18 protein-coding genes are annotated in these 20,742 nt (G+C 69.5%); 13 read left to right on the forward strand and 5 right to left on the reverse strand.

Annotated features, from left to right (window positions below; genetic code table 11):
* The first annotated feature begins 123 nt into the window (after positions 1-123).
* The 7 genes from rpsM to truA all read left to right on the forward strand — a co-directional run bounded on the left by rpsM (position 124) and on the right by truA (position 4,511).
* Positions 124-504 carry a 30S ribosomal protein S13 gene (gene rpsM / locus AC07EG_RS00170; protein ID WP_478250730.1) on the forward strand — a complete coding sequence of 127 codons (381 nt, stop codon included), beginning with the start codon at positions 124-126 and terminating at the stop codon, positions 502-504.
* Entirely contained in the window at positions 501-689 is a 189-nt protein-coding gene (locus tag AC07EG_RS00175; protein WP_478250731.1) for a hypothetical protein, read from the forward strand. The genes rpsM and AC07EG_RS00175 overlap by 4 nt, the downstream gene beginning before the upstream one ends.
* 20 nt (positions 690-709) lie before the next feature.
* A complete protein-coding gene (gene rpsK, locus AC07EG_RS00180; RefSeq protein ID WP_091505007.1) occupies positions 710-1,114 on the forward strand; it encodes a 30S ribosomal protein S11 in 405 nt (134 codons plus the stop codon).
* 23 nt (positions 1,115-1,137) lie between these two features.
* On the forward strand, positions 1,138-1,743 hold the full coding sequence (gene rpsD, locus AC07EG_RS00185; RefSeq protein ID WP_478250732.1) for a 30S ribosomal protein S4: 606 nt from the start codon (positions 1,138-1,140) through the stop codon (positions 1,741-1,743).
* A 115-nt stretch (positions 1,744-1,858) separates the two neighbouring features.
* A complete protein-coding gene (locus tag AC07EG_RS00190) occupies positions 1,859-2,932 on the forward strand; it encodes a DNA-directed RNA polymerase subunit alpha (RefSeq protein WP_153035983.1) in 1,074 nt (357 codons plus the stop codon).
* 77 nt (positions 2,933-3,009) lie between these two features.
* Positions 3,010-3,603 (forward strand): 50S ribosomal protein L17, encoded by a 594-nt coding sequence (gene rplQ / locus AC07EG_RS00195; protein WP_478250733.1) that lies wholly within the window; start codon positions 3,010-3,012, stop codon positions 3,601-3,603.
* 65 nt (positions 3,604-3,668) lie between these two features.
* Complete coding sequence (truA, locus tag AC07EG_RS00200) at positions 3,669-4,511, forward strand: tRNA pseudouridine(38-40) synthase TruA (protein ID WP_478251205.1); 843 nt, start codon at positions 3,669-3,671, stop codon at positions 4,509-4,511.
* Between the two features lies 1 nt (position 4,512).
* Here the strand turns inward: truA and AC07EG_RS00205 are convergent, their stop codons facing one another.
* From AC07EG_RS00205 to eccE, 3 genes are all read right to left on the reverse strand, one after another.
* Positions 4,513-5,421, reverse strand: a complete 909-nt coding sequence (locus AC07EG_RS00205) for an endonuclease domain-containing protein (RefSeq protein WP_478250734.1) — start codon at positions 5,419-5,421, stop codon at positions 4,513-4,515.
* Positions 5,422-5,611: 190 nt separating this feature from the next.
* Positions 5,612-6,334 carry a hypothetical protein gene (locus AC07EG_RS00210; RefSeq protein ID WP_113695910.1) on the reverse strand — a complete coding sequence of 241 codons (723 nt, stop codon included), beginning with the start codon at positions 6,332-6,334 and terminating at the stop codon, positions 5,612-5,614.
* Positions 6,331-7,512 (reverse strand): type VII secretion protein EccE, encoded by a 1,182-nt coding sequence (gene eccE, locus AC07EG_RS00215; protein ID WP_478251206.1) that lies wholly within the window; start codon positions 7,510-7,512, stop codon positions 6,331-6,333. Before eccE ends, AC07EG_RS00210 begins: the two co-directional genes overlap by 4 nt.
* Before the next feature lie 38 nt (positions 7,513-7,550).
* Here eccE and AC07EG_RS00220 point away from each other — a divergent pair, with 38 nt between their 5' ends.
* The 4 genes from AC07EG_RS00220 to AC07EG_RS00235 all read left to right on the forward strand — a co-directional run bounded on the left by AC07EG_RS00220 (position 7,551) and on the right by AC07EG_RS00235 (position 11,331).
* Entirely contained in the window at positions 7,551-7,901 is a 351-nt protein-coding gene (locus tag AC07EG_RS00220; protein WP_478250735.1) for a hypothetical protein, read from the forward strand.
* A gap of 161 nt (positions 7,902-8,062) precedes the next feature.
* The gene (gene eccB, locus AC07EG_RS00225; RefSeq protein ID WP_478250736.1) at positions 8,063-9,730 is read left to right on the forward strand and encodes a type VII secretion protein EccB; all 1,668 of its coding nucleotides are present in this window, start codon (positions 8,063-8,065) and stop codon (positions 9,728-9,730) included.
* A 69-nt stretch (positions 9,731-9,799) separates the two neighbouring features.
* Positions 9,800-10,114, forward strand: a complete 315-nt coding sequence (locus AC07EG_RS00230; RefSeq protein ID WP_478250737.1) for a hypothetical protein — start codon at positions 9,800-9,802, stop codon at positions 10,112-10,114.
* Positions 10,114-11,331, forward strand: coding sequence for a WXG100 family type VII secretion target (locus AC07EG_RS00235; RefSeq protein ID WP_478250738.1), 1,218 nt, complete (start codon positions 10,114-10,116; stop codon positions 11,329-11,331). The genes AC07EG_RS00230 and AC07EG_RS00235 overlap by 1 nt, the downstream gene beginning before the upstream one ends.
* 77 nt (positions 11,332-11,408) lie before the next feature.
* On the opposite strand, the gene AC07EG_RS00240 is transcribed toward AC07EG_RS00235, so the two are convergent.
* Entirely contained in the window at positions 11,409-13,079 is a 1,671-nt protein-coding gene (locus AC07EG_RS00240; RefSeq protein WP_478250739.1) for a type VII secretion-associated serine protease mycosin, read from the reverse strand.
* Positions 13,080-13,102: 23 nt separating this feature from the next.
* Positions 13,103-14,470 carry a type VII secretion integral membrane protein EccD gene (eccD, locus tag AC07EG_RS00245; RefSeq protein WP_478250740.1) on the reverse strand — a complete coding sequence of 456 codons (1,368 nt, stop codon included), beginning with the start codon at positions 14,468-14,470 and terminating at the stop codon, positions 13,103-13,105.
* Between the two features lie 294 nt (positions 14,471-14,764).
* Here eccD and eccCa point away from each other — a divergent pair, with 294 nt between their 5' ends.
* Both eccCa and AC07EG_RS00255 read left to right on the forward strand, forming a co-directional pair.
* Positions 14,765-18,772 (forward strand): type VII secretion protein EccCa, encoded by a 4,008-nt coding sequence (gene eccCa / locus AC07EG_RS00250; protein ID WP_478250741.1) that lies wholly within the window; start codon positions 14,765-14,767, stop codon positions 18,770-18,772.
* 34 nt (positions 18,773-18,806) lie between these two features.
* The gene (locus AC07EG_RS00255; protein WP_478250742.1) at positions 18,807-20,741 is read left to right on the forward strand and encodes a type VII secretion-associated protein; all 1,935 of its coding nucleotides are present in this window, start codon (positions 18,807-18,809) and stop codon (positions 20,739-20,741) included.
* Position 20,742: the final 1 nt, after the last annotated feature.

Genomic DNA, 20,742 nt, shown 5'->3' on the forward strand with positions numbered 1-20,742 from the left:
CGGACTTCAGGCCGGGGCCGGGACACCGGAGGCGCAAGCCGCCGGATCGACAGCGAGTCGGTCCCGGGACCGGGCGGGGAGCAGACCTGAAGAGACGAAACCAGACAAGGAGCACCAGCGCCAATGGCACGACTCGCTGGCGTAGACCTCCCCCGCGAAAAGCGGCTGGAGATCGCGCTGACCTACATCTACGGCATCGGCCGTACCCGCTCCAAGCAGATGATCGCCGCCGCCGAGCTGAACGCGGACACCCGCGTGAAGGACCTCAGCGACGACGACCTGCTCAAGCTGCGGGACTACCTGGACGAGAACTTCAAGGTCGAGGGTGACCTTCGCCGCGAGGTGAACGCCGACATCCGTCGGAAGATCGAGATCGGGTGCTACGAGGGTCTGCGGTGGCGCCGCGGGCTTCCCGTCCGTGGGCAGCGGACCAAGACCAACGCCCGCACCCGCAAGGGTCCGAAGAAGACGGTCGCCGGCAAGAAGAAGGCTGGCAAGAAGTGAGCATTCGGGGCAAGAAGGTCGTGCACATCGGCGGCGCCCGGCGCCGCGGCACGGTTTCGTGCGTTTCACCGTCTGCTCTCTACGCCCGCCCGATGGCGCTCCGCCAGCTGTACACCGACGCCGGTTCCGTGATCCGGCGCGGGCAGCGTGAAGCGGCCGCCGCTCACCAAGAGAACTCGCGCTAACCGAGGAGAATCACCCAGACATGCCACCGAAGTCTCGTACCGCCGGGGCCAAGAAGGTCCGGCGCAAGGAAAAGAAGAACGTGGCCCACGGCCACGCGCACATCAAGAGCACCTTCAACAACACCATCGTCTCGATCACCGACCCGACCGGCGCGGTGATCTCCTGGGCCTCCTCCGGCCACGTCGGTTTCAAGGGTTCCCGCAAGTCGACCCCGTTCGCCGCGCAGATGGCCGCCGAGAACGCGGCCCGCAAGGCCGCCGAGCACGGCATGAAGAAGGTCGACGTGTTCGTGAAGGGCCCGGGTTCGGGCCGCGAGACCGCGATCCGCTCGCTGCAGGCCGCGGGTCTCGAGGTCGGCACCATCCAGGACGTGACCCCGCAGCCCCACAACGGCTGCCGCCCGCCCAAGCGGCGCCGGGTCTGAGGAACGGGGAGGAGTAAGCAGAAATGGCTCGTTACACCGGCCCGGCGACGCGTATTTCCCGTCGCCTCAAGGTTGACCTCATCGGCGGCGACCAGGCTTTCGAGCGTCGCCCGTACCCGCCCGGCCAGCACGGCCGCGGGCGCATCAAGGAGAGCGAGTACCTGCTCCAGCTGCAGGAGAAGCAGAAGGCTCGCTACACCTACGGCGTGCTCGAGCGCCAGTTCGTCCGCTACTACAAGGACGCCGTGCGCCGCACCGGCAAGACCGGTGAGAACCTGCTCCAGATCCTGGAGTCCCGGCTCGACAACGTGATCTACCGCGCCGGCATCGCCCGGACGCGCCGTCAGGCCCGCCAGCTGGTGAGCCACGGCCACTTCCTGGTCAACGGCAAGAAGGTCAACGTGCCGAGCTTCCAGGTCTCGAAGTTCGACATCATCGACGTCAAGCCGAAGTCGATGGGCACCTTGCCGTTCGTGGCGGCGAAGGAGTCCTTCGGCGAGCGCCCCGTCCCGGCGTGGCTGCAGGTCGTCCAGTCGAACCTGCGGGTGCTGGTGCACCAGCTGCCCGAGCGCGCCCAGATCGACGTTCCGGTTCAGGAACAGCTGATCGTCGAGCTCTACTCGAAGTGATCCCGGCCGGGCTGGAGCCCGGCGGTGATCGGGCGGCGGCGCCCGGAGTGCGCCGCCGCCACGCCACCCCTTTCGGCGTCATATGGCGGGCGCCGGCAGGACAAGGAGAAGGAAAGTGCTGATTTCCCAGCGGCCGGCTCTCGGCGAAGAGACGGTCAACGAAACCAGGTCCCGGTTCACCATCGAGCCGCTCGAGCCCGGTTTCGGCTACACGCTCGGCAACTCGCTGCGGCGCACGCTGCTGTCGTCCATCCCGGGCGCGGCGGTCACCAGCATCCGCATCGACGGGGTGCTGCACGAGTTCACCACCGTTCCCGGGGTGAAGGAGGATGTCACCGACATCATCCTGAACCTGAAGGAGCTGGTCGTCAGCTCCGAGGAGGACGAGCCGGTCACCATGTACCTGCGCAAGCAGGGCCCTGGTGAGGTCACCGCCGCGGACATCGTGCCGCCGGCCGGGGTCACCGTGCACAACCCGGATCTGCACATCGCCTCGCTGAACGGCAAGGGCAAGCTGGAGATCGAACTGGTCGTCGAGCGCGGCCGGGGTTACGTGCCCGCCCTGCAGAACAAGCAGGCCGGCGCCGAGATCGGCCGGATTCCGGTCGACTCGATCTACTCGCCGGTGCTCAAGGTGACCTACAAGGTCGAGGCCACCCGTGTCGAGCAGCGCACCGACTTCGACAAGCTCATCCTGGACGTCGAAACCAAGCCGTCCATCACCCCCCGCGACGCCGTGGCTTCTGCGGGCAAAACACTGGTCGAGCTGTTCGGCCTGGCCCGCGAGCTCAACGTCGACGCCGAGGGCATCGAGATCGGCCCGTCGCCGCAGGAAGCGGACACCATCGCCGCCTACGCGATGCCGATCGAGGACCTCGACCTGACCGTGCGGTCCTACAACTGCCTCAAGCGCGAGGGGATCCACACGGTCGGCGAGCTGGTTTCGCGGTCAGAAGCAGACCTGCTCGACATCCGCAACTTCGGTGCGAAGTCCATCGACGAGGTCAAGCTGAAGCTCGTCGGCCTGGGCCTCGCGCTCAAGGACAGCCCGCCCGGGTTCGACCCGACCGCGGCCGCGACCAGCTACGACGGCGAGGGCTGGTCCGAGGGCGTTGGCGGGATCACCGACGGTATTTCGGACAACGGCCACGACGATGGCCAGGACTACGCAGAGACGGAGCAGCTGTAGGACCGGTGGTCGCTCCGATGTGGTGACGCATCGGAGCGACCTGGTTCCGTGGCTGAGAAGCTGAACTAGGAGAACCGATGCCCACCCCCACCAAGGGAGCCCGTCTCGGCGGGTCGGCCGCGCACCAGCGGCACCTGCTGGCCAACCTGGCCACCTCGCTGTTCGAGCACGGCCGGATCACCACGACCGAGGCCAAGGCGCGCCGGGTGCGCCCGCTGGCCGAGCGGCTGATCACCAAGGCCAAGGTCGGTGACCTGCACAACCGGCGGCAGATCCAGAAGATCATCCGCGACAAGTCGGTCGTGCACAAGCTGATCGCCGAGATCGGCCCCGGGTTCGAGGACCGCGCCGGTGGTTACACCCGCATCACCAAGACGATGCCGCGCAAGGGCGACAACGCCCCGATGGCGGTCATCGAGCTGGTGGCGGAGAAGACCGTGACCGCGGAGGCCCAGGCCGCGCGCAAGACCAAGTTCGCCAAGGACGAGGCCCCGAAGACCGCGGAGGCCCCGGCCGAGGAGACCAAGGCCGACGCCGAGGCCGCGGAGACCGACCAGGACGCCGAAGCGCCCGAGTCGGCCACCAAGGACGCCACCCCCGCCCCCGCCGAAGGCGCCGACGACACCGCGGCTTCTGCGGGCGAAAGCGCAGAGAAGAAGGACCAGTCCTGACGGCTGCAGACGTCCCGGACGAGCCCGCCACTCCCCCCGGGGAGGGCGGGCTCGTCCGTCTGCGCCTGGAAGTGTCTTATGACGGCACAAACTTCTCCGGCTGGGCCAAACAACCAGGTCGGCGCACAGTTCAGGGCGTGCTCGAAGACACCCTCGCCAAGCAACCCCCAGGTGTAGCCGTCCCACGTTCCGTAGTCGTCGCCGGCCGCACCGACGCCGGCGTCCACGCCGCCGCCCAAGTCCTCCACCTCGACGCCCAGCCTTTTGCGGGCAAAAGCATGCCGACTCGGATTCCGGTGGATGAGCGTGGTGTGCCTGATCTTGAGCGGATGCGCCATCGCTGGAACAGGCACCTGCCGCCGGACGTGCGTGTGCTCGCCGCGACGGTCGCCCCGACCGGCTTCGACGCCCGCTTCTCCGCGGTTCGCAGGCACTACCTCTACCGGGTCTCAGACGCCCCTTGGGGTGTCGATCCCTTGCGGCGGTACGACACGCTCGCCTGGGGCCGCCCACTGGATGTGGATCGGCTCAACGAGGCGTCTGCCGAACTGCTCGGTCTCCACGACTTCGCTGCTTTCTGCAAACAGCGCGAGGGCGGCACCACCATCCGCGAGTTGCAGCGGCTGGTCTGGCGCCGTGTGGCGGAGTATTCAGTTGAGGTTGAGGTTTCGGCGGACGCGTTCTGCCATTCGATGGTCCGCAGCCTCGTCGGCGCCCTCCTGCTGGTAGGTGACGGACGCAAGAACCCTGACTGGCCTCGTCAGCAACTGGGCTTGGGTGTGCGAGACAGTGCCGTCGCGCCTGCACACGGACTGACCCTCGTCGGGGTCGATTATCCGCCGGACGACGAACTTGCCACGCGTGCTGAACAGACCCGCAACGTTCGAACAAAGGACTCTATCTCATAGCTCAGGCCACGCCGCGCCGTGCGAGTTGAATGCGCTCCAGAATGGCTTGGTGGTTGCCGGCGAGATCCTCTGCTCTCACGATGACGAATCGCCAACCAGCTTTCAGTAACTTCCGCCGCCGCTTCTCGTCATGTCGTTGTTGCAACGGACTGTTATGGTATTTGCCGTCGTATTCGACGGCTATCTTCTCTTCCTCGATAGCGAGGTCCAGGCGGGCGAGGAATTCTCCATCGTCGTGCACGTTCAATTGGACCGTGGGGCGGAAGCCGCCGGCTCGTAAGACAACCCGCAGCTCGGACTCCGGATGTGACTCCGCCTTCTTGTCGACGAGCTCCAGGGCCAGACGGCCAAGGCGAACACCCCAGTTTCGTCGGCGCCGGCACTCGTCCTTGAGTTTCTCGACTCGAACCTCGAACTCCCGGAGGAACATGTCCAGGTCAGGAACGGCTGTGCGCAGACGGCGCACGGTGCCACGAACGCGGGGCGCATGGCGGAAGACCAGGTCAAGGGCAATACGGAGCGGGTGGGCGATTCGGGCGTTTGCCCATGGCACTGACTCGGCTCGCTTGATGTTCGTCCGTCGGATGCGCATTCCTGCCACTGGCCCGAATCGAGCAGCCTCGGGAACGACGAACTCGACGGGATCGTAGGGATTGGCGAGGTTGACACCTTTGACGGTCGCTGCGGAGCGGCCGGTGAGTACGGCCTCAGGAGGTACTCGCAAGGTCGCGCCGCGGCATCTCAGGGCGTGTGTGACCTCGACGTCTGCGCGCACGTAGACGTCCTGGAACAACCGCCTGAACTGGGGACCTTGCAGCTGCGCCTTTGTGAGGAGGCCGGCTGCGATCGCGACCGAGCCGCGGAAGACATCCTTCAGGTCGCGATCGAGCGCGACGGTGTTGGTAACCATGCCCGCATCCTGGAAAGCGACACCGACACAGCCACCTCGGTGGCGGCAAACGCACGCGAGTTATCCACAACGTCCCGGCGCATCCACACCCCAGCGCTCCCTTTGCTATGCCACACCCCGGACGTCTTCTGCGGGCAAAAGCCGGGCGGGCATGCTTCTGCCCGCAGAAGCATGCCCGCCCGGGGTGGGGTTAGTCGCCTCGGCGGACTGGGCCGAGGAGTTGTTGTTCCTTTGGAGTGGTGACCAGGCGTAGGGGGCGCCACAGGTTGCGGCCCAGGGCCACCACCTGGTCGTCCTTCAGCGTGGTCAGCTGCCGCATCATCTGCGGCGGCAGGTTCCAGATCCGCGCGGCGAGTTCGGCCTGGCCGATCGGGAGTCGCTGCATGAGGACCAGATCGGCGGCGTTGGCTGTGGCCCCGGCCTGCGGGTGCAGGTAAGGCAGCACGTAGACCGTCGTCTGCCACGGCGAACGCGGCGGAAAGAGGTCCTGCGGCGTCGGGCCGCCGTCCGTGATCACCAGCAGCGGGGCGTCTTCCGAGGGACGGGGCAGCTCGACCGGCGAGAGCCGGCGAATCTGCACCAGCGGGGACGGGCGTCCGTTGGGCTGGTTGCCGGCTGCTTTTGCCAGCAATTGCCAGGCCGTGGGGCGTCCGGTGGCGACCACGACCCAGGCGCCGACGGCCATCGCCCGCAGGGCGACCTGCCGGGCCAGGTAGAGCCCGCCCACCAGCACGATCCTGGTCGGGGTGGAGCGGAGCGCCGAGATGGTCAGCGGTTCGTCCTTGAGGCCGGAGCCCAGCACGATGCCGCCGCGATCACCGGACGGGCTGACCGCGTCGAGCATCGCCGGGTCCACGGAGAACTCGGGGGCCACGCCGATGTTCTGGCCGGCGTCGCGCATCCGCGTGCTCATGCCGTGCCTCCCATCGGCATCGTGGCGGCCAGGCCGGCCACCTGGCGACCGCGCAGCAGTGTCAGGTCGATGTTGAGCCGATCCGAGATGGCCTTCATCCGGTCGGACGCGACGTCGAGTTCGCGCGGATTCCGCGCGCTCAAGCGCACCACGCCGCGGAGGCCGATCCTGCCTTCGTCCGCAGAAGGCGAGATCGACATGGCGATGGTGGAGGAGAGGGCGCGCACGCTGCTCAGGGCGTTGAGCGTACCGGTGATCTTGCCCTTCGGCCAGCCGCTGATCGCGTAGCTCGCGTGGCCTATGCCCGCAGAAGTCACGCTGTCCTTGCGCTCCTGCAGGGCGACGCGGGTGCCCGAGCCGGCGACGGCGGTCAATTCTGCGGCCGAAAGCCCGGCGCGGAGCAGTTCGTCGGGGTCCAGGGGGCGGGTGGGGACGCCTTGGGACTCGAGAGCGTTTTTTACCCGCGAAAGCGCACCGATCAGGGCGCGGTGGGCGCCGACGACGCCGCCACCCCGTTCGCGCACCGCGGTGGGGCAGCGCCGCGGGTCCAGCCGGATCGCCACCCAGGTGGTCCGCCGTGCGGCCGCCTGCAGCGGACCCAGGACCTCCATGTACGAGCTCAACGCGGGCGAGTCCGACGGCAGGGCCGCGCTCCCCGGGTAGCAGTGCCAGATCACCTGGATCGAGTCGAGCACCACACCGCGGTCCTCCAGGCACGGCGCGAGCGCCGACAGCGGCAGGCTCGGCGCCCCGCCGGCCTGGCTGATCAACGCGGGCGCCGGCTCGACCAGCAGCACCGCGGTCCACGTCCCGTCGTTCCAGGCCAGCCCGACCTGCTGCCGTTCGTGGTCCATCCCGTGCGCCACCACGAGGTCCGGCACGACCAACCGCAGCAGGTTCACCCGCGGGTCGTCCGGACCGGTCACCGCGTCCTCGGCGGCCGCGATCGATTCGATGCTGCTCGGCGGTGTCGGGTTCGCCACACGGCTGTGCGACCGCATCGAATACCGCAGGCTCAGGCCCACCCATTGGGTGAACCACTGCCCGCCCCAGCGCAGGAAAGCGATCACCAGAGCGACGGCCGTCACACCAATTGCGACGTACAGCAGCCTTTCGTTGATCGCCAGCAACACCAGCCCGATCGCGAGGCCGACTTCGACCACGACCAGGTTCATCACCGGCAACGGACCGAGGTTGATGCCCATGGCGCGGCGGCGTGCCGCACCGATCCGAACCGGCGCGGCCGGCGGGGGACCACCGGCGGGCGGACGCGGCGGAGGGCCGGGCGGGGGACCGCCACCAGGACCGCCGGGGCCACCGGGTCCGCCAGGACCACCCGGACCCCGCGGGCCACCAGGTCCGCCGGGACCACCCGGACCACCCGGACCACCAGGGCCACCGGGTCCGCCCGGACCCCGCGGCCCGGCGGGGCCACCAGGACCACCAGGACCACCGGCTGGGCCTCCCGGACGCCTCGGCGGCGGGCCGGGCGGACGGCCGCCGGGCGGGGGTGGTGGCGAACCCGGAGGCGGCCCCGGAGGTCCAGGTGGACGTGGAGGAGTGGTGACCGACATCCGCTCGTTCTCTTCCCCTCGTGCTTGCAACTGCGCCGGAAAGCCAGTCCGGAGTGTCGAACACTAGCTGGAGTTGGTAGAAACCAACCACCAGCCGTCCCCGTGCGGCTATCCTGCGGAACCGTACCGCGAGTGGGAGAGCTGTAGGTCGAGAATGCCGTCAACACCGACAACAAAGTCTCAGGTCCAGGCATATCAGTTCGTGCTGCGCAGGATGCAGTCCGCGTTGGTCCGCAAGGACGCCGTGATGCTGCACGACCCCATGCGGACGCACTCGCGCGCCACCATCGTGGGGGTGGTGCTGGCCGTCATCGGCATGCTCGGGTTCATCATCTTCGGCTTCATCAAGCCGGCCCCGAAACCACCTTCTGCGGGCATAGTCATCGGCGAGCAGTCCGGGCAGATCTACGTGAAGACGGAGAACCCGACCCGCCTCATCCCGACCTTCAACCTCACCTCCGCCCGCCTGATGCTGCTCGGTCAACAGCAGCAGGCACCCCAGGACGGTCAGCAGGCCGGCCAGCAGCAGGCGGCGTCGGCCCCCAAGCTCTACGAAGCCGCCGTCGTGCCCGACGAACAGCTGAAGGACATCCCCCGCGGACGGCAACAGGGGATCGTCAACGCACCCCAGCTCCTCCCGAACAAGAACCAGCGCATCTCCGACCACTGGGCGGTCTGCGACTTCCTGCGGATCGACCCGAACCAGCCGGAGAGCGTCGGCCTGCAGCAGGCGACCCGCGAAACCAGCGTGCTCGCCGGTGTTTCGAACCTCGGGACCGACGGCATGGGCCGCGAACTCGGTGACCGCGAGGCGCTGCTCGTCACCGGGGACAACGCGGCCACCTACCTCGTCTACCGGCTCGCCAACCACGCGAACCAGCCCAACGCCAGCGTGGTGAAGGCACGGATCGCGCCGGGCAACGTGGTCAAGGCGGCGCTGGGCGTGACGGTCAACGGCCGCAAGATCTCGACCGGTCTGCTCAACGCCATTCCCGAGGTCGACCAGCTGAACGAGCAGCGGATCCAGGGAGCGGGCACGCCGACCACCGGGTTCAACATCGACGGCCTGCCCGTCGGCGCGGTGTTCAAGACGCAGCCCTCTGGCGGCGACACCCAGTTCTGGGTGATCCAGTCGACCGGCATCCAGGAGATCTCCGAGGTCGCCGGCGACATCATCCGGACCACGAACGCCTCGGTCCAGCAGAACAAAGAGGTCCGCACGGTCAACATGGACCGGATCGCCAACGTCAAGCAGATCACCCCGTCCATGCCGGAAGCGCTGAAGGTGGACACCTACCCGAAGCTCAAGCCGCAGATCCTGGACCCGATCAAGAGCGGCACGCCGGCGACGTGCCTCGGCTGGCGGACCGAGGGTGACGGCGCGGCCAAGGACGAGCGCACCGCGGTGTACGTGAGCAACGAGGTGCCGTTCCCCAAGGACGCCAACGGTGCGCGGCAGACCCCGGTCGCCGTCGGCCAGGCGACGCCGGACGGTACGAAGATCGACAGCTTCTACATGCAGCCGGGGCGGGCCGCGGTGGTGCGGGCGGCGCAGTCGAAGGACTCGTTCACGTCGGGGCCGATCTCGCTGGTCTCGGACCTCGGGCTGCGGTACGGCGTGCCGGACCTGGCGACGGCGCAGGCGTTGTTCGGGACGGATCCGCAGGCTCCGGCGCCGGAGAACATCCTCAAGCTGCTGCCGGCGGCGGCGACCACGTTGAACGTGAACGACGCGAAGCGGACGTACGACTCGGTGCCGGTGGACCCGGCCGCGGGGTCGTTCCCGAGCGGGACGCCGCAGGCCGGTGGCGCGGGGGGCTGACGGAACCGTAGGTGGGGGCTCGTCGTCACACCGCAGTAATTTTGGGCAGTCGAGTCCGGAGGTGTGGTCGTGTCGGGGTTCAGGGTCGATGCCGAGGTGGTCGCCGATTACGCGAGATCGGTGGAAGATGCCGCGGCGGGCCTGGACACCGCGCACGGGGCGCTGACCGAGCATTCGCTGACCGGTGAGGACTTCGGCGTCCTGGGCCGGGAAGTGGGTGCGGCCGATGCCTACGCACGAGCCGCCGCCACCCTGCACACCCAACTCACCACCGGCCGAGACGCCCTGCTTTCGGCCGCAGAAGCGTTGCGGGAGGTCGCCGGGCAGCACGGTGGCGGCGAGGAAGACGCGGCGTCGATGCTGAAGAAGGCGGTGGAGTCCTGATGGGCATCCCGGACCCCGAACCCGACGTCTTCCAGGGCCTACGAGCCACCGCCACCCCACCTGCCGCAGCCGCAGGCTTTAGCGGGCAAAAGCAGGTCGCCGTGGAGTCGGTGCAGGTGGAGGGCGTGTCGCAGCGGGTTGAGCAGGCTTCTGCGGTGGCGCCGACAGCGAGCGAGGGGCCGGGCGGGCACCTCGAGTTCCTGTCCGAGCTGGCGAGGCAGTTGGGCGTTACCGACGTCGTCGAGGCGCATCTGGTGCCCGTCGTCGGTCAGTGGACGGAAATGCGGGCAGAAGCCGAGAGTTGGCGTGCGGCTGCGGCTTCTGCGGGCAGAATCACGGACGAGTTGGCGGAGCCGCTCGGCAAGGTGGACGCGGGGTGGGAGGGCGAGAACGCCGACGCCTTCGTCGCCTACATGGGCAAGATCAACTCAGCGGGGGAAGCCGCGCAGGAAGCCATGAACACCATGGCCGACGCGCTCGACGACACAGCCGACGCCATCGAGCGCATCACCGGCACGATGATCGACGTCGTGCTTGATGCCGCAGAAGTCGCGTCCGAGGCCGCGATGCTGCCGGTTGGGGGAACGGAGCGGGCGAGGACTCACCTGCTCGACGTGCAGCAGTCCACGCAAGCCCTCCACGACTCGGTGCGGGAGGTGCTCGCGGAATTCGCCCGATTGTGCGACGGAGTCCAGGGTCAGGACGCCGACGAGCGCAGCGTGGCGATGGAGAGCCAGTTCCCTGGCGAGAAGTTCGCGCTGCAAGACCCGCCCGAAGCAGCTGTGACAGCGGCCCCGGTCGGTGAGGCGGCAGAGGCTCCGCCAGCCGAGAAGGCGGGGGGCGGGAGCCAGGAGCAGGCGGCGAGTGGTGGAGCTGGGGCGGGATCGGTGGGAACGGATACGGCGGTGCCGCCGCTACCGCCGTCTGGTGGGAACCAGACGGCCGCGGGGGCGCCGCCGGCCGAGCCGGTAGCCGCGAATCCGGGTGTCGCTGCCGCATCGAGGGGAGCCGCGGCGACGACCGGGTCTCCGATGATGGGGGGCATGATGCCGATGGGGATGGGCGGCATGGCCGGCGGTCAGGGCGGGAACCAGGAGCACCGGGTGAAGACCCGGGTGAACACCGACCCGGCCGAGTTGTTCGGCAAGCCGGAGCAGGTCGCGCCCCCGGTGCTCGGCGAGGACCCGGGCAAGAAGCCGCCCGAGAAGGGCGCCTGACGACTTCTGCGGGCAAAAGCAGGTTCCCAGGAGACCCCTAGAGACCTGCTTTTGCCCGCAGAAGCCTGTGAGTGGGGTCAGGCGGGTTTTTGGGGGGTGGGGCGGTTGCGGCGCACGGTGTGCACCACGAACAGGGTGATCAGCAGGGCGACCACGCCGCCGGCGGCGCCTGAGAGGGCGACGATCATCGGGGTCCGGTTTCCGTCATTTGCGGGCGGAAGATCCGACGGGAGGGCGACCGGGGCCGGGACCTGCTGTACGTGCGGGGTCGACAGGGCGATCCTGTCCTCGCCCGGGATGACCGCGGTCAGCGCCGCCATCGGGTTGATGACGCCGTAGCCGACGAACTGGTCCCGGCCGGTGCGTGAACCCGGGTGCTGCGCCGTGCTGGTGATCCGGTTCATCACCTGCCGCGCGTTCAGGTTCGGGAACTTCGCCCTGATCAGCGTCGCCAGCCCGGCCACGTACGGCGACGCGAAGCTCGTCCCCTGGATCGCCTGGACCTGGTCGCCTTCCATCGTCTGGTTCGCGAAGTCGTCCATCTGCGCGCCCGCCGACGGGTCCAGCGAGATGATCTTCGTACCCGGCGCGGCCACGGTCACCCACGGCCCGTTCACGCTGAACTCCGCCACCCCGCCGGTCTCGTCGATCGCCGCCACCGAGATGACGTCCTCGGTGAACCACGGCGGGCTGACGATGTTGATCGGCTTGCTCGGGTCCGGCTGGTTGTTCTGCTTGCACGCCTCGGAGGTGTTGCCGGCCGCCGCGACCACGACGATGTCCTTCTTCACCGCGTACCGGATCGCCGCCTGCAGGGTCTGCTCGTCCGGCGTGATTCCGCCGCCAGAAGCAGGTCGGCAGTTGTCCACGGACATGTTGATGACCCGGACGCCGGAGGTGTCGGCGGCGGTCCGGACCGCCTGCGCCAGCGTGCTCAGGTTGCCCGCGCCCTGCCCCTGCGACCGGCCCTGGTTGCCCTGGCCCGGCACGGTGTCCGAGGCCGACGCGCCCGCGGTGCCACTCGACTCGGCGGGTTCCTCGGTGCCGGGCTCCTCGGAGCCTTCTTCCGACGAGGGCGGCGGCTGCGACCCGGACGGCGGCGGCGACCCGCTGGGCGGCGGTGCCGCCGGGGGTGTGGTCTTGTCGTCGACCTGGTAGTTCTGGCTGGACTGCCGGATGGACACGATCTCCGCGTCCGGGGCCACGCCCATGAACCCGATGTCGTCCTGCTTGCGGGCGCCGATGATGCCCGCGACCTCGGTGCCGTGGCCGTCGCAGTCCTCGAGGCCCTTCTTGTCGCTGACGTAGTCGCCGCCGCCCTGCACCGGCCTGCCGAACGCGGGGTGCGGCGTCACGCCGGTGTCGATCACCGCGACCCGGATGGTCTCCCCGGTGGGGGTCATGCCGACGTGGCCGTTGGTCGCCGCCCGCATGTGGTCGTGGACCTTGTCCAGCTGCAGGTACTTCTGCGCCCAGGGGATGTCGGGCAGCGGGATGTCGTTGTTGAGGTCGCGCGAGACGCACTCGATCTTCTTCACGTACGCCTTGTCGGGCCGGTTCGTCGCGGCCGGGACCTTGGATTCGTCCACCGGCGGCGGGGTCAGCGGCGCGGTTCCCGGAGTGGTGCCGGGGGGCGGGGAACCCTGCTGCGCCCTCGCGGTCAGCGGGCTCAGGCCGGGCGCCAGCACTCCGATCGTCGCGGTGAGCAGCACCGTCGCCACCCGCGCCGGTGTTCCGAACGAACGCACTTCTTCCCCCTAAAGGTTCCCGCTCAGCGCGGGAAGTCGATGTGGCGCAGCGTCGAGTACAGGTCCATCACCGCCAGCGCGAGCGGCAGCACGGTGGCGATGCAGATCGCCTCGATGATCTCGACCGTGCGGCGAAGCGGCGGTGAGAAGCGCTGGCCGGGGAAGATCACGCCGACCACCAGGGCGCCCGCCGCGACCAGCACCAGGGTGCCCGCCACGAAGATCAGCCTGCCCATGCCGTCCTCGGTCCAGAGCCAGCCGAGCAGGATTCCGCCCGCGGAAACTATGCCGGTGGCCAGCAGGGCGACGGCCTGGCTGCCGTTGGCGTATGCCCTTCCCCGCAGAAGCAGCACCAGGGTGGCGACCACGGCCATGATCACGCCGAAGATGCTCGGCGCGGTGGCGGTGATGATCGACGCCAGCGCGGCGGTGGCACCGCAGCCGATCAGCAGGCCGGTCATGTAGTTGTGCGCGACCGCGGTGCGCCGCTCGATGGCGGTGTAGTCGGGGAAGCCCGAGTCCTCCTTCAGCTCCTCCGCGCTGCCCGGGACGTGCGGCAGCGGCAGTTTCGCCAGTTGGAGGGTGATCCTCGGCAGCATCGAGATGAAGGCCAGCGAGACCGCCGCGGTGCCGGCGGCGATGCCGGGCATCGGGTGCGCGACGAAGGTCGCCACCAGGAAGGCGACCGACCACAGCGCGGCGGCGGTGGCCGCGGCGATGAAGGTGGTGATGCCCGCGCCGATCACCATGATCGCCACCGACGCGACGATCAGCACCAGCGCCGAGGCGAGCAGCAGGTTCGCCCGGATCCCGAGACCGGGCACGATGTAGAACCCGCTGACGAAGGCGAGCGGGAGCCCGCCCGCCGCGGCGATCAGCACGCCGGTCGACTCCGCCTGGTACGCCTTGACCAGGGTGGCGCCGAGCGCGATGCACGCGATCGAGCCGACCCCACCGGCGATCGCGGCCGCCAGCGCGCTGCCGCCGAACAGGCTTCCGCCCGCAAAAAGCGCGACCGCCGCGAAGAACAGGGCCAGGCCGCCGGCGATGTGGCCGATGCGCTGGGCGGTCTCCTTGGTCCACGGCCGGAAGCTGTCCGGGTCCGACTCGGCGATCGCGTCGACCACGTCGTCGTACAGCGGCGGCGGCGGGTTCTCGTTGCGCTTGCGCAGCTGCAGCAGCTCACCGTCGATCACGCCGAGTGACGCCAGCGTGCGGCTGGGGTCCAGCGGGGCGTCACCCAGCTTGGCCAGCGCCCAGCCGCCGTGACGGGCGCCGCCGTCCGGGGTGGTCTCCTTGGCCATGTCGAGCAGCATCGGCAGCAGGTCGGCCACCGCCACGTCGGCAGGCAGTGCCACGTCGATGCGGGTGCGCGGCGCGACCACCGTCACCCTGCTGAAAACCGTCGTGCCCGTCGCCACTGGTGCCCCCTGCCTGGAAGAGAATGCTGCGGGCTACTTATACCCAACGCCCGCGTCACGTCGTCGCCCGCCCGTGGCCGAACGACCGGCCCGGCCGGCGAGCGGCTCTAGTATTAACGCACTTCCGGTGCCCGTGGGGGTAGTTCGCGCGAACCGCGACGAGGTTGGGCGGTCTGCACCCCCGGGGCCGTCCGGTTCGCTACCGTGTGGACCGGTCGTGTCTGCCTCGCGGCCGGAATCGCCGAGTTGAAGAGGGGTCCTTCGGTGAGCACGCTGCAGTTCAAACGGTCGCCGCGGCTGGCCGCGCCGCGCCCACCCGGTGGCGAGGTTCACCTGGAGCCGCCGCCCGAGGTGCCTCGGACGATCCCCGGCAACATCGTGATGAAGCTGCTGCCGGTGGTCATGATCGTGGCCTCCATCGGCATGATGATCTTCATGTTCACCCTCGGTGGACGCAACCCGATGATGCTGATGATGGGCGCCATGATGGTGATGGGCACCGTCGGCATGATGGCGGGCGGTGGCGGTCGCGGGGGCGGTCAGAAGAAGGCCGAGATGAACGAGGACCGCAAGGACTACCTGCGGTACCTCGGGCAGATGCGGGAGCGGGCCCGCGAGGCGATGGTCGACCAGCGGGCCGCGCTGGAGTGGGTGCACCCGGACCCGCAGGCGCTGTGGTCGCTGGCCACCAGCCGCCGGATGTGGGAGCGGCGGCAGAACGACCAGGACTTCCTGCACCTGCGCGTCGGCCGCAGCTCGCACCGGCTCGCCACGCGACTGGTGCCGCCGCAGACCGGCCCGGTCGACGAACTGGAGCCGATCGCCACCCTCGCGCTGCGCCGGTTCGTGCGCGCGCACTCGATCGTCCCCGACCTGCCCACGCAGATCACCCTGCGAGGTTTCGCGGCCGTAAGCATGCAGGGGGACAAGGAGCTGACCCGTGGCCTGACCCGGGCGGCGCTGGCGCAGATGGTCACCTTCCACAGCCCGGACGACGTGCTGATCGCGATCGCCACCGCCGGGCGGGCGAAGGAGGAGTGGGAGTGGGCCAAGTGGCTGCCCCACGTCCAGCACCCGGCGCTGTCCGACGGCATCGGCCAGCTGCGCATGATGGCCGGTTCGCTGGCCCAGATCGAAGCCTGGCTCGACGAGGAGCTGCGGGACCGGCAGCGGTTCTCGCGGAACGCGACGCCGCCGCCGGACCAGCCGCACGTGGTGATCGTCATCGACGACGCCGACGTGACCAGGGAAGAGCAGATCATCCTGGAAGAGGGTCTGGTCGGCGTGACGCTGATCGACCTGAGCGACTCCATCGGCAACCTGGCCGCCCGGCGCGGGCTCCGGCTGGTCGTCGAGGAGGAGCGGCTGGGGGCGCGCAGCGCCGGCGGCGTCGAGTGGTTCGGCCGCCCCGACACCCTCAGCCTGGTGGAGGCGGAAGCTTTAGCCCGCAAACTCTCGCCGTACCGGATCGGGACCGCGGCTCAGGAGGCCGACGAGGACGAGCCGCTGCTGTCCAACCCGTCGCTGCTCGAACTGCTCGGCATCCCCGGCGACCCGATGACCTTCGACGTGCAGCAGGCGTGGCGCCCGCGGCCGATCCGCGACCGCTACCGCGTGCCGTTCGGCGTCGGTGAGTACGGCCAGCCGGTCGAGCTGGACATCAAGGAAGCCGCGATGGAGGGCATGGGCCCGCACGGCCTGTGCATCGGGGCGACCGGTTCCGGTAAGTCCGAGTTCCTGCGCACGCTGGTGCTCGGCATGCTGGCCACGCACTCGTCCACCACGCTGAACTTCGTGCTGGTCGACTTCAAGGGTGGTGCGACCTTCCTCGGGCTCGACGGCGCGCCGCACGTTTCCGCGGTCATCACCAACCTCGCGGACGAGGTCACGCTGGTCGACCGCATGAAGGACGCGCTGGCCGGGGAGATGAACCGGCGGCAGGAGGCGCTGAAGAACGGCGGCAACTTCAAGAACGTCTGGGAGTACGAGAAGGCCCGGGAGAACGGTGCCGACCTCGACCCGCTCCCCGCCCTGTTCATCGTGGTCGACGAGTTCTCCGAGCTTTTGTCCGCAAAACCCGACTTCATCGATCTGTTCGTGGCGATCGGCCGGCTGGGCCGTTCGCTCCAGATGCACATGCTGCTCGCCTCGCAGCGCCTCGAAGAGGGCAAGCTGCGCGGCCTCGACTCGCACCTGTCCTACCGGATCGGCCTGAAGACGTTTTCGGCCGCGGAATCGCGTGCGGCGATCGGGGTGCCGGACGCGTTCGAGCTGCCGTCGGTGCCCGGTGGCGGGTACCTCAAGTACGACACCTCGACGATGGTCCGGTTCAAGGCGTCCTACGTCTCCGGGCCCTACCGCCCGGCAGGCATCAAGATGGCCGCCCCCGGCGCGACCGTGGTCCGGGCGGACAAGCGACCCCAGCTCTTCGTGCCCGACTTCGTGGAACTGCCGAAGGAACCCGAGCCCGAACCGGAGCCGGTGCTTCAGCAGGCAAAAGCAGAACCGGACGAAGCGGTCGAGCCGAGTGAGCTCGACGTCATCGTCAACCGGTTGATCGGGCAGGGCCCGCCCGCCCACGAGGTGTGGCTCCCCCCGCTGAAGGAGCCCAGCTCCCTCGACACGCTGCTGCCGAACCTCAACCCGACCGAGGACCGCGGCCTCTCGCCGGTCGGCTTCTTCGGCAACGGCCGCCTTCAGGTGCCGCTCGGCATCGTCGACCGCCCGTACGAGCAGCGCCGCGACCCGCTCTGGGCCGACTTCTCCGGCGCCGCCGGGCACGGCGTGCTGGTCGGCGGTCCGCAGTCGGGCAAGTCGACCATGCTCCGCACGCTGATCATGTCCATGGCGCTCACCCACACCCCCGAGGAAGTGCAGTTCTACTGCGTCGACCTCGGTGGTGGCACGCTCGCCGGGCTCGCCGACCTGCCGCACGTCGGCGGGGTCGCGGTGGCCCGGCGCGAGCCGGACAAGGCCCGCCGCATCGTCGCCGAGCTGACCACGCTGGTCAGCGAGCGCGAAGGCCGGTTCGGCGCGATGGGCATCGACTCGATGAACGAGTTCCGCAACCGGCAGCGCCGCGGCGAGATCAAGCCGGAGCAGGACCCGTTCGGCGACGCCTTCCTGATCGTCGACGGCTGGAAGGCCCTGCGCGACGACTTCGACGAGCTGGAACCGCAGATCACCAAGCTCGCCACCCAGGGCCTGTCCTACGGCGTGCACGTGATCATCGCCTCGAACCGCTGGGCGGACATCCGCCCGGCGATCAAGGACATGCTCGGCACTCGGTTCGAACTCCGCCTCGGTGACCCGAGCGAGTCCGACATCGACCGCCGCGTCGCGGTGAACGTGCCCGCCGGCCGCCCCGGCCGCGGGCTCACCCGCGAGAAGCTGCACATGCTCACCGGCCTGCCGCGCGTCGACGGGTCGAGCGACCCGGAGAACGTCGGTGCCGGGGTGGCCGACGCGGTGGCGAAGATCAAGGCCGCGTGGAAGGGGCGCCCGGCCCCGCAGGTGCGGCTGCTGCCGGAGATGTTCCCGTACGACCAGCTGCTGGCCCAGGACTCGAAGCGGAACACCAAGCTGGTGCCGATCGGCCTCAACGAGGAGGACCTCTCGCCGGTCTACCTCGACTTCGACGCCGACCCGCACTTCATGGCGTTCGCCGACGGCGAGTCGGGCAAGACGAACCTGCTGCGCACCATCGCCAGGGGCATCACCGACCGGTACACGGCCAAGGAGGCCGTGGTCATCCTGGTCGACTACCGGCGCACCATGCTCGGCTTCATCGAGGGCAGCCAGCTGGCCGGTTACGCGGTCTCGTCGAACCAGCTGGACGGCATGATGAAGGACGTCGCGGGGTCGATGAAGAAGCGGCTGCCCGGTCCGGACGTCACACCGGACCAGCTGCGCAACCGGTCGTGGTGGAGCGGGCCGGAGCTGTTCGTCCTGGTCGACGACTACGACCTGGTGGTGACGCAGACGAACAACCCGCTCAAGCCGCTGTCGGAGTTCCTGGCCCAGGCGAAGGACGTCGGCCTGCACCTGGTCGTGGCGCGCCGCAGCGGTGGTGCCGCGAAGTCGACCTACGACCCGGTGATCGGGAAGCTCAAGGAAATCGCGATGCCGGGCATCATCATGAACGGCTCCAAGGACGAGGGGCAGCTGCTCGGCAACGTCAAGCCGTCGCAGATGCCGCCGGGCCGGGGCACGCTGGTCAGCCGTAAGGTCGGCAAGCAACTGATGCACGTCGCCTTCCTGCCGGGCGAGTGAGTGCGGCTGGGCGGAATGAACACGGGAGCGGTTTGTGACCTTGCGGGTCGCGGTGGACTTCGGGACATCGAGCACCTGTGTCGTGGCGTCGATCAACGGCCGCGAACCGCAGGTCGTGGTGGTCGACGGGCAGCCGTTGATGTCCTCGGCGGTCTACGCGGCGCCGGACGGCACGCTGTTCGTCGGCCAGGAGGCCGAGCGGCAGGCGGCCGTCGACCCGTCCCGGTTCGAGCCCAACCCGAAGCGGCGCGTCGACGAGGGTGAGCTGCTGCTCGGCGACACCGTGCTGCGCGTGCTGGACGCGGTCAACGCGGTGCTCCGCCGGGCGGTCGACGAGGCCCGGCGGGTGGCGGGTGGCGCCGAGGTCGGCCTGCTGGTGCTGACGCACCCCGCGGACTGGGGCGCGATCCGCACGCGGCTTCTGCGGCAAGCAGCAGGCCGGCTGGCGCACGAGGTGGCGCTGGTGCCGGAGCCGGTGGCGGCCGCGGTCTTCCACGCCGCGACCTTCGCCGCGACGGAGGTCAACCAGGAGCGGACGGTCGAGTTCAGCGGGAAGCCCGGCGAGACGATCGCCGTGCTCGACCTCGGTGGCGGCACCGTCGACGTCAGCGTGGTGCGGCGGATGCCGCGGGGACCCGCCGATCGGCGCGGTGGGTTCCAGGTGCTGGCGACGCGCGGCGACCCGAGCTTCGGTGGTGCCGACGTCGACCAGGCGCTGCTGGAGCACGTCGGCGGGCTGGTGTCCAGCTCGGACCCGGCTGCGTGGCGGCAGCTGGTGGAAGGCCGAGAGCTGGCGGACCGGCGTCGGCGGCGGGTTCTGCGGCAAGATGTGCGTGGCGCGAAGGAGACGCTCTCGCGGCACACGTACACCGACGTGCCGATGCCGCCGCCCTTCGCCGATGCGCACGTCACGCGCGAGGACCTGGAGAAGCTGATCGCCGCGCCGCTGGGGCGGGCGGTCGAACTCACCGCGGCGGCGATCGACGAGGCGGGCCTGCGGCCGAAGCAGCTGACCGCGATCTTCCTGGTGGGCGGGTCGAGTCGGATCCCGATGGTCTCGCGGCTGGTGCACGAGCGGACCGGGGTGGTGCCGACCACGCTGGACCAGCCGGAGACCGTGGTCGCGCGGGGGGCGCTGCGGGCGGTGCTGATCGACCCGGACCGCACCGGTGCCCTGCCGGGCGCCACCCCGATGCGCGCCCCCGCGCTGCGCCCCCTCGGCGAACAACGCACCGAAATAGTCCGCCCCCCCGACCCCACCCGCCCGCATGCTTCTGCGGGCAAAAGCAGGTTGCCTGGCCCTGGACCTGGGCATCCACCGCCGGTGCGGGTGCTGCAGCCGGTGCACCAGCCGCCGCCGTCGCCGCCGTACGGGCAGCCGGTGGTGCCGCCGAGCGAGCCGTCGAAGGGTGGCGGGTGGAAGCGTCGGCTGCCGTGGCTGATCGGCGGGGTCGTGCTGCTCGTCGCGGCGCTGGTGACCACGCTCCTGCTGGTCGACCAAGGTGAGGACGGCCGGACGATTGCGCAGTACAACTACCGGTTCGTGGCGCCGTCGGACTGGACGCAGACCGGTGGGGTGGTGGAGGAGCGCAAGGTCGAGCTGCACCCCGCCGAGGCGCTGTCCGGCCTGGACCTCGTCGTCGTCCAGGAGTACTCGAACAACTACGACGCCTCGGCCGACCCCAACCGGCTGATCCGGGACATCGAGTCCGCCGTGCGCGCCCGCTCCGCGGAATACCCCACCTTCGACCCCCGACATGCTTTTGCGGGCAAAAGCCTCATCCACTACCGCCAGCTGAAGACGGACGGGGTGAGTACCTGGTACGTCGACTGGTACGTGGAGGCGAAGGGGGACGTTCGCATCCACGTCGGCTGCCAGTACGCCGGTGGCTTCCAGGACCGCGTCGGGCCGGCTTGTGAGCAGATCGTGCGCACCCTGGTGCTGACCAACCCGCTCCCGGGGCGCTGAA

It is taken from the genome of Amycolatopsis sp. NPDC045836 (assembly GCF_056431745.1).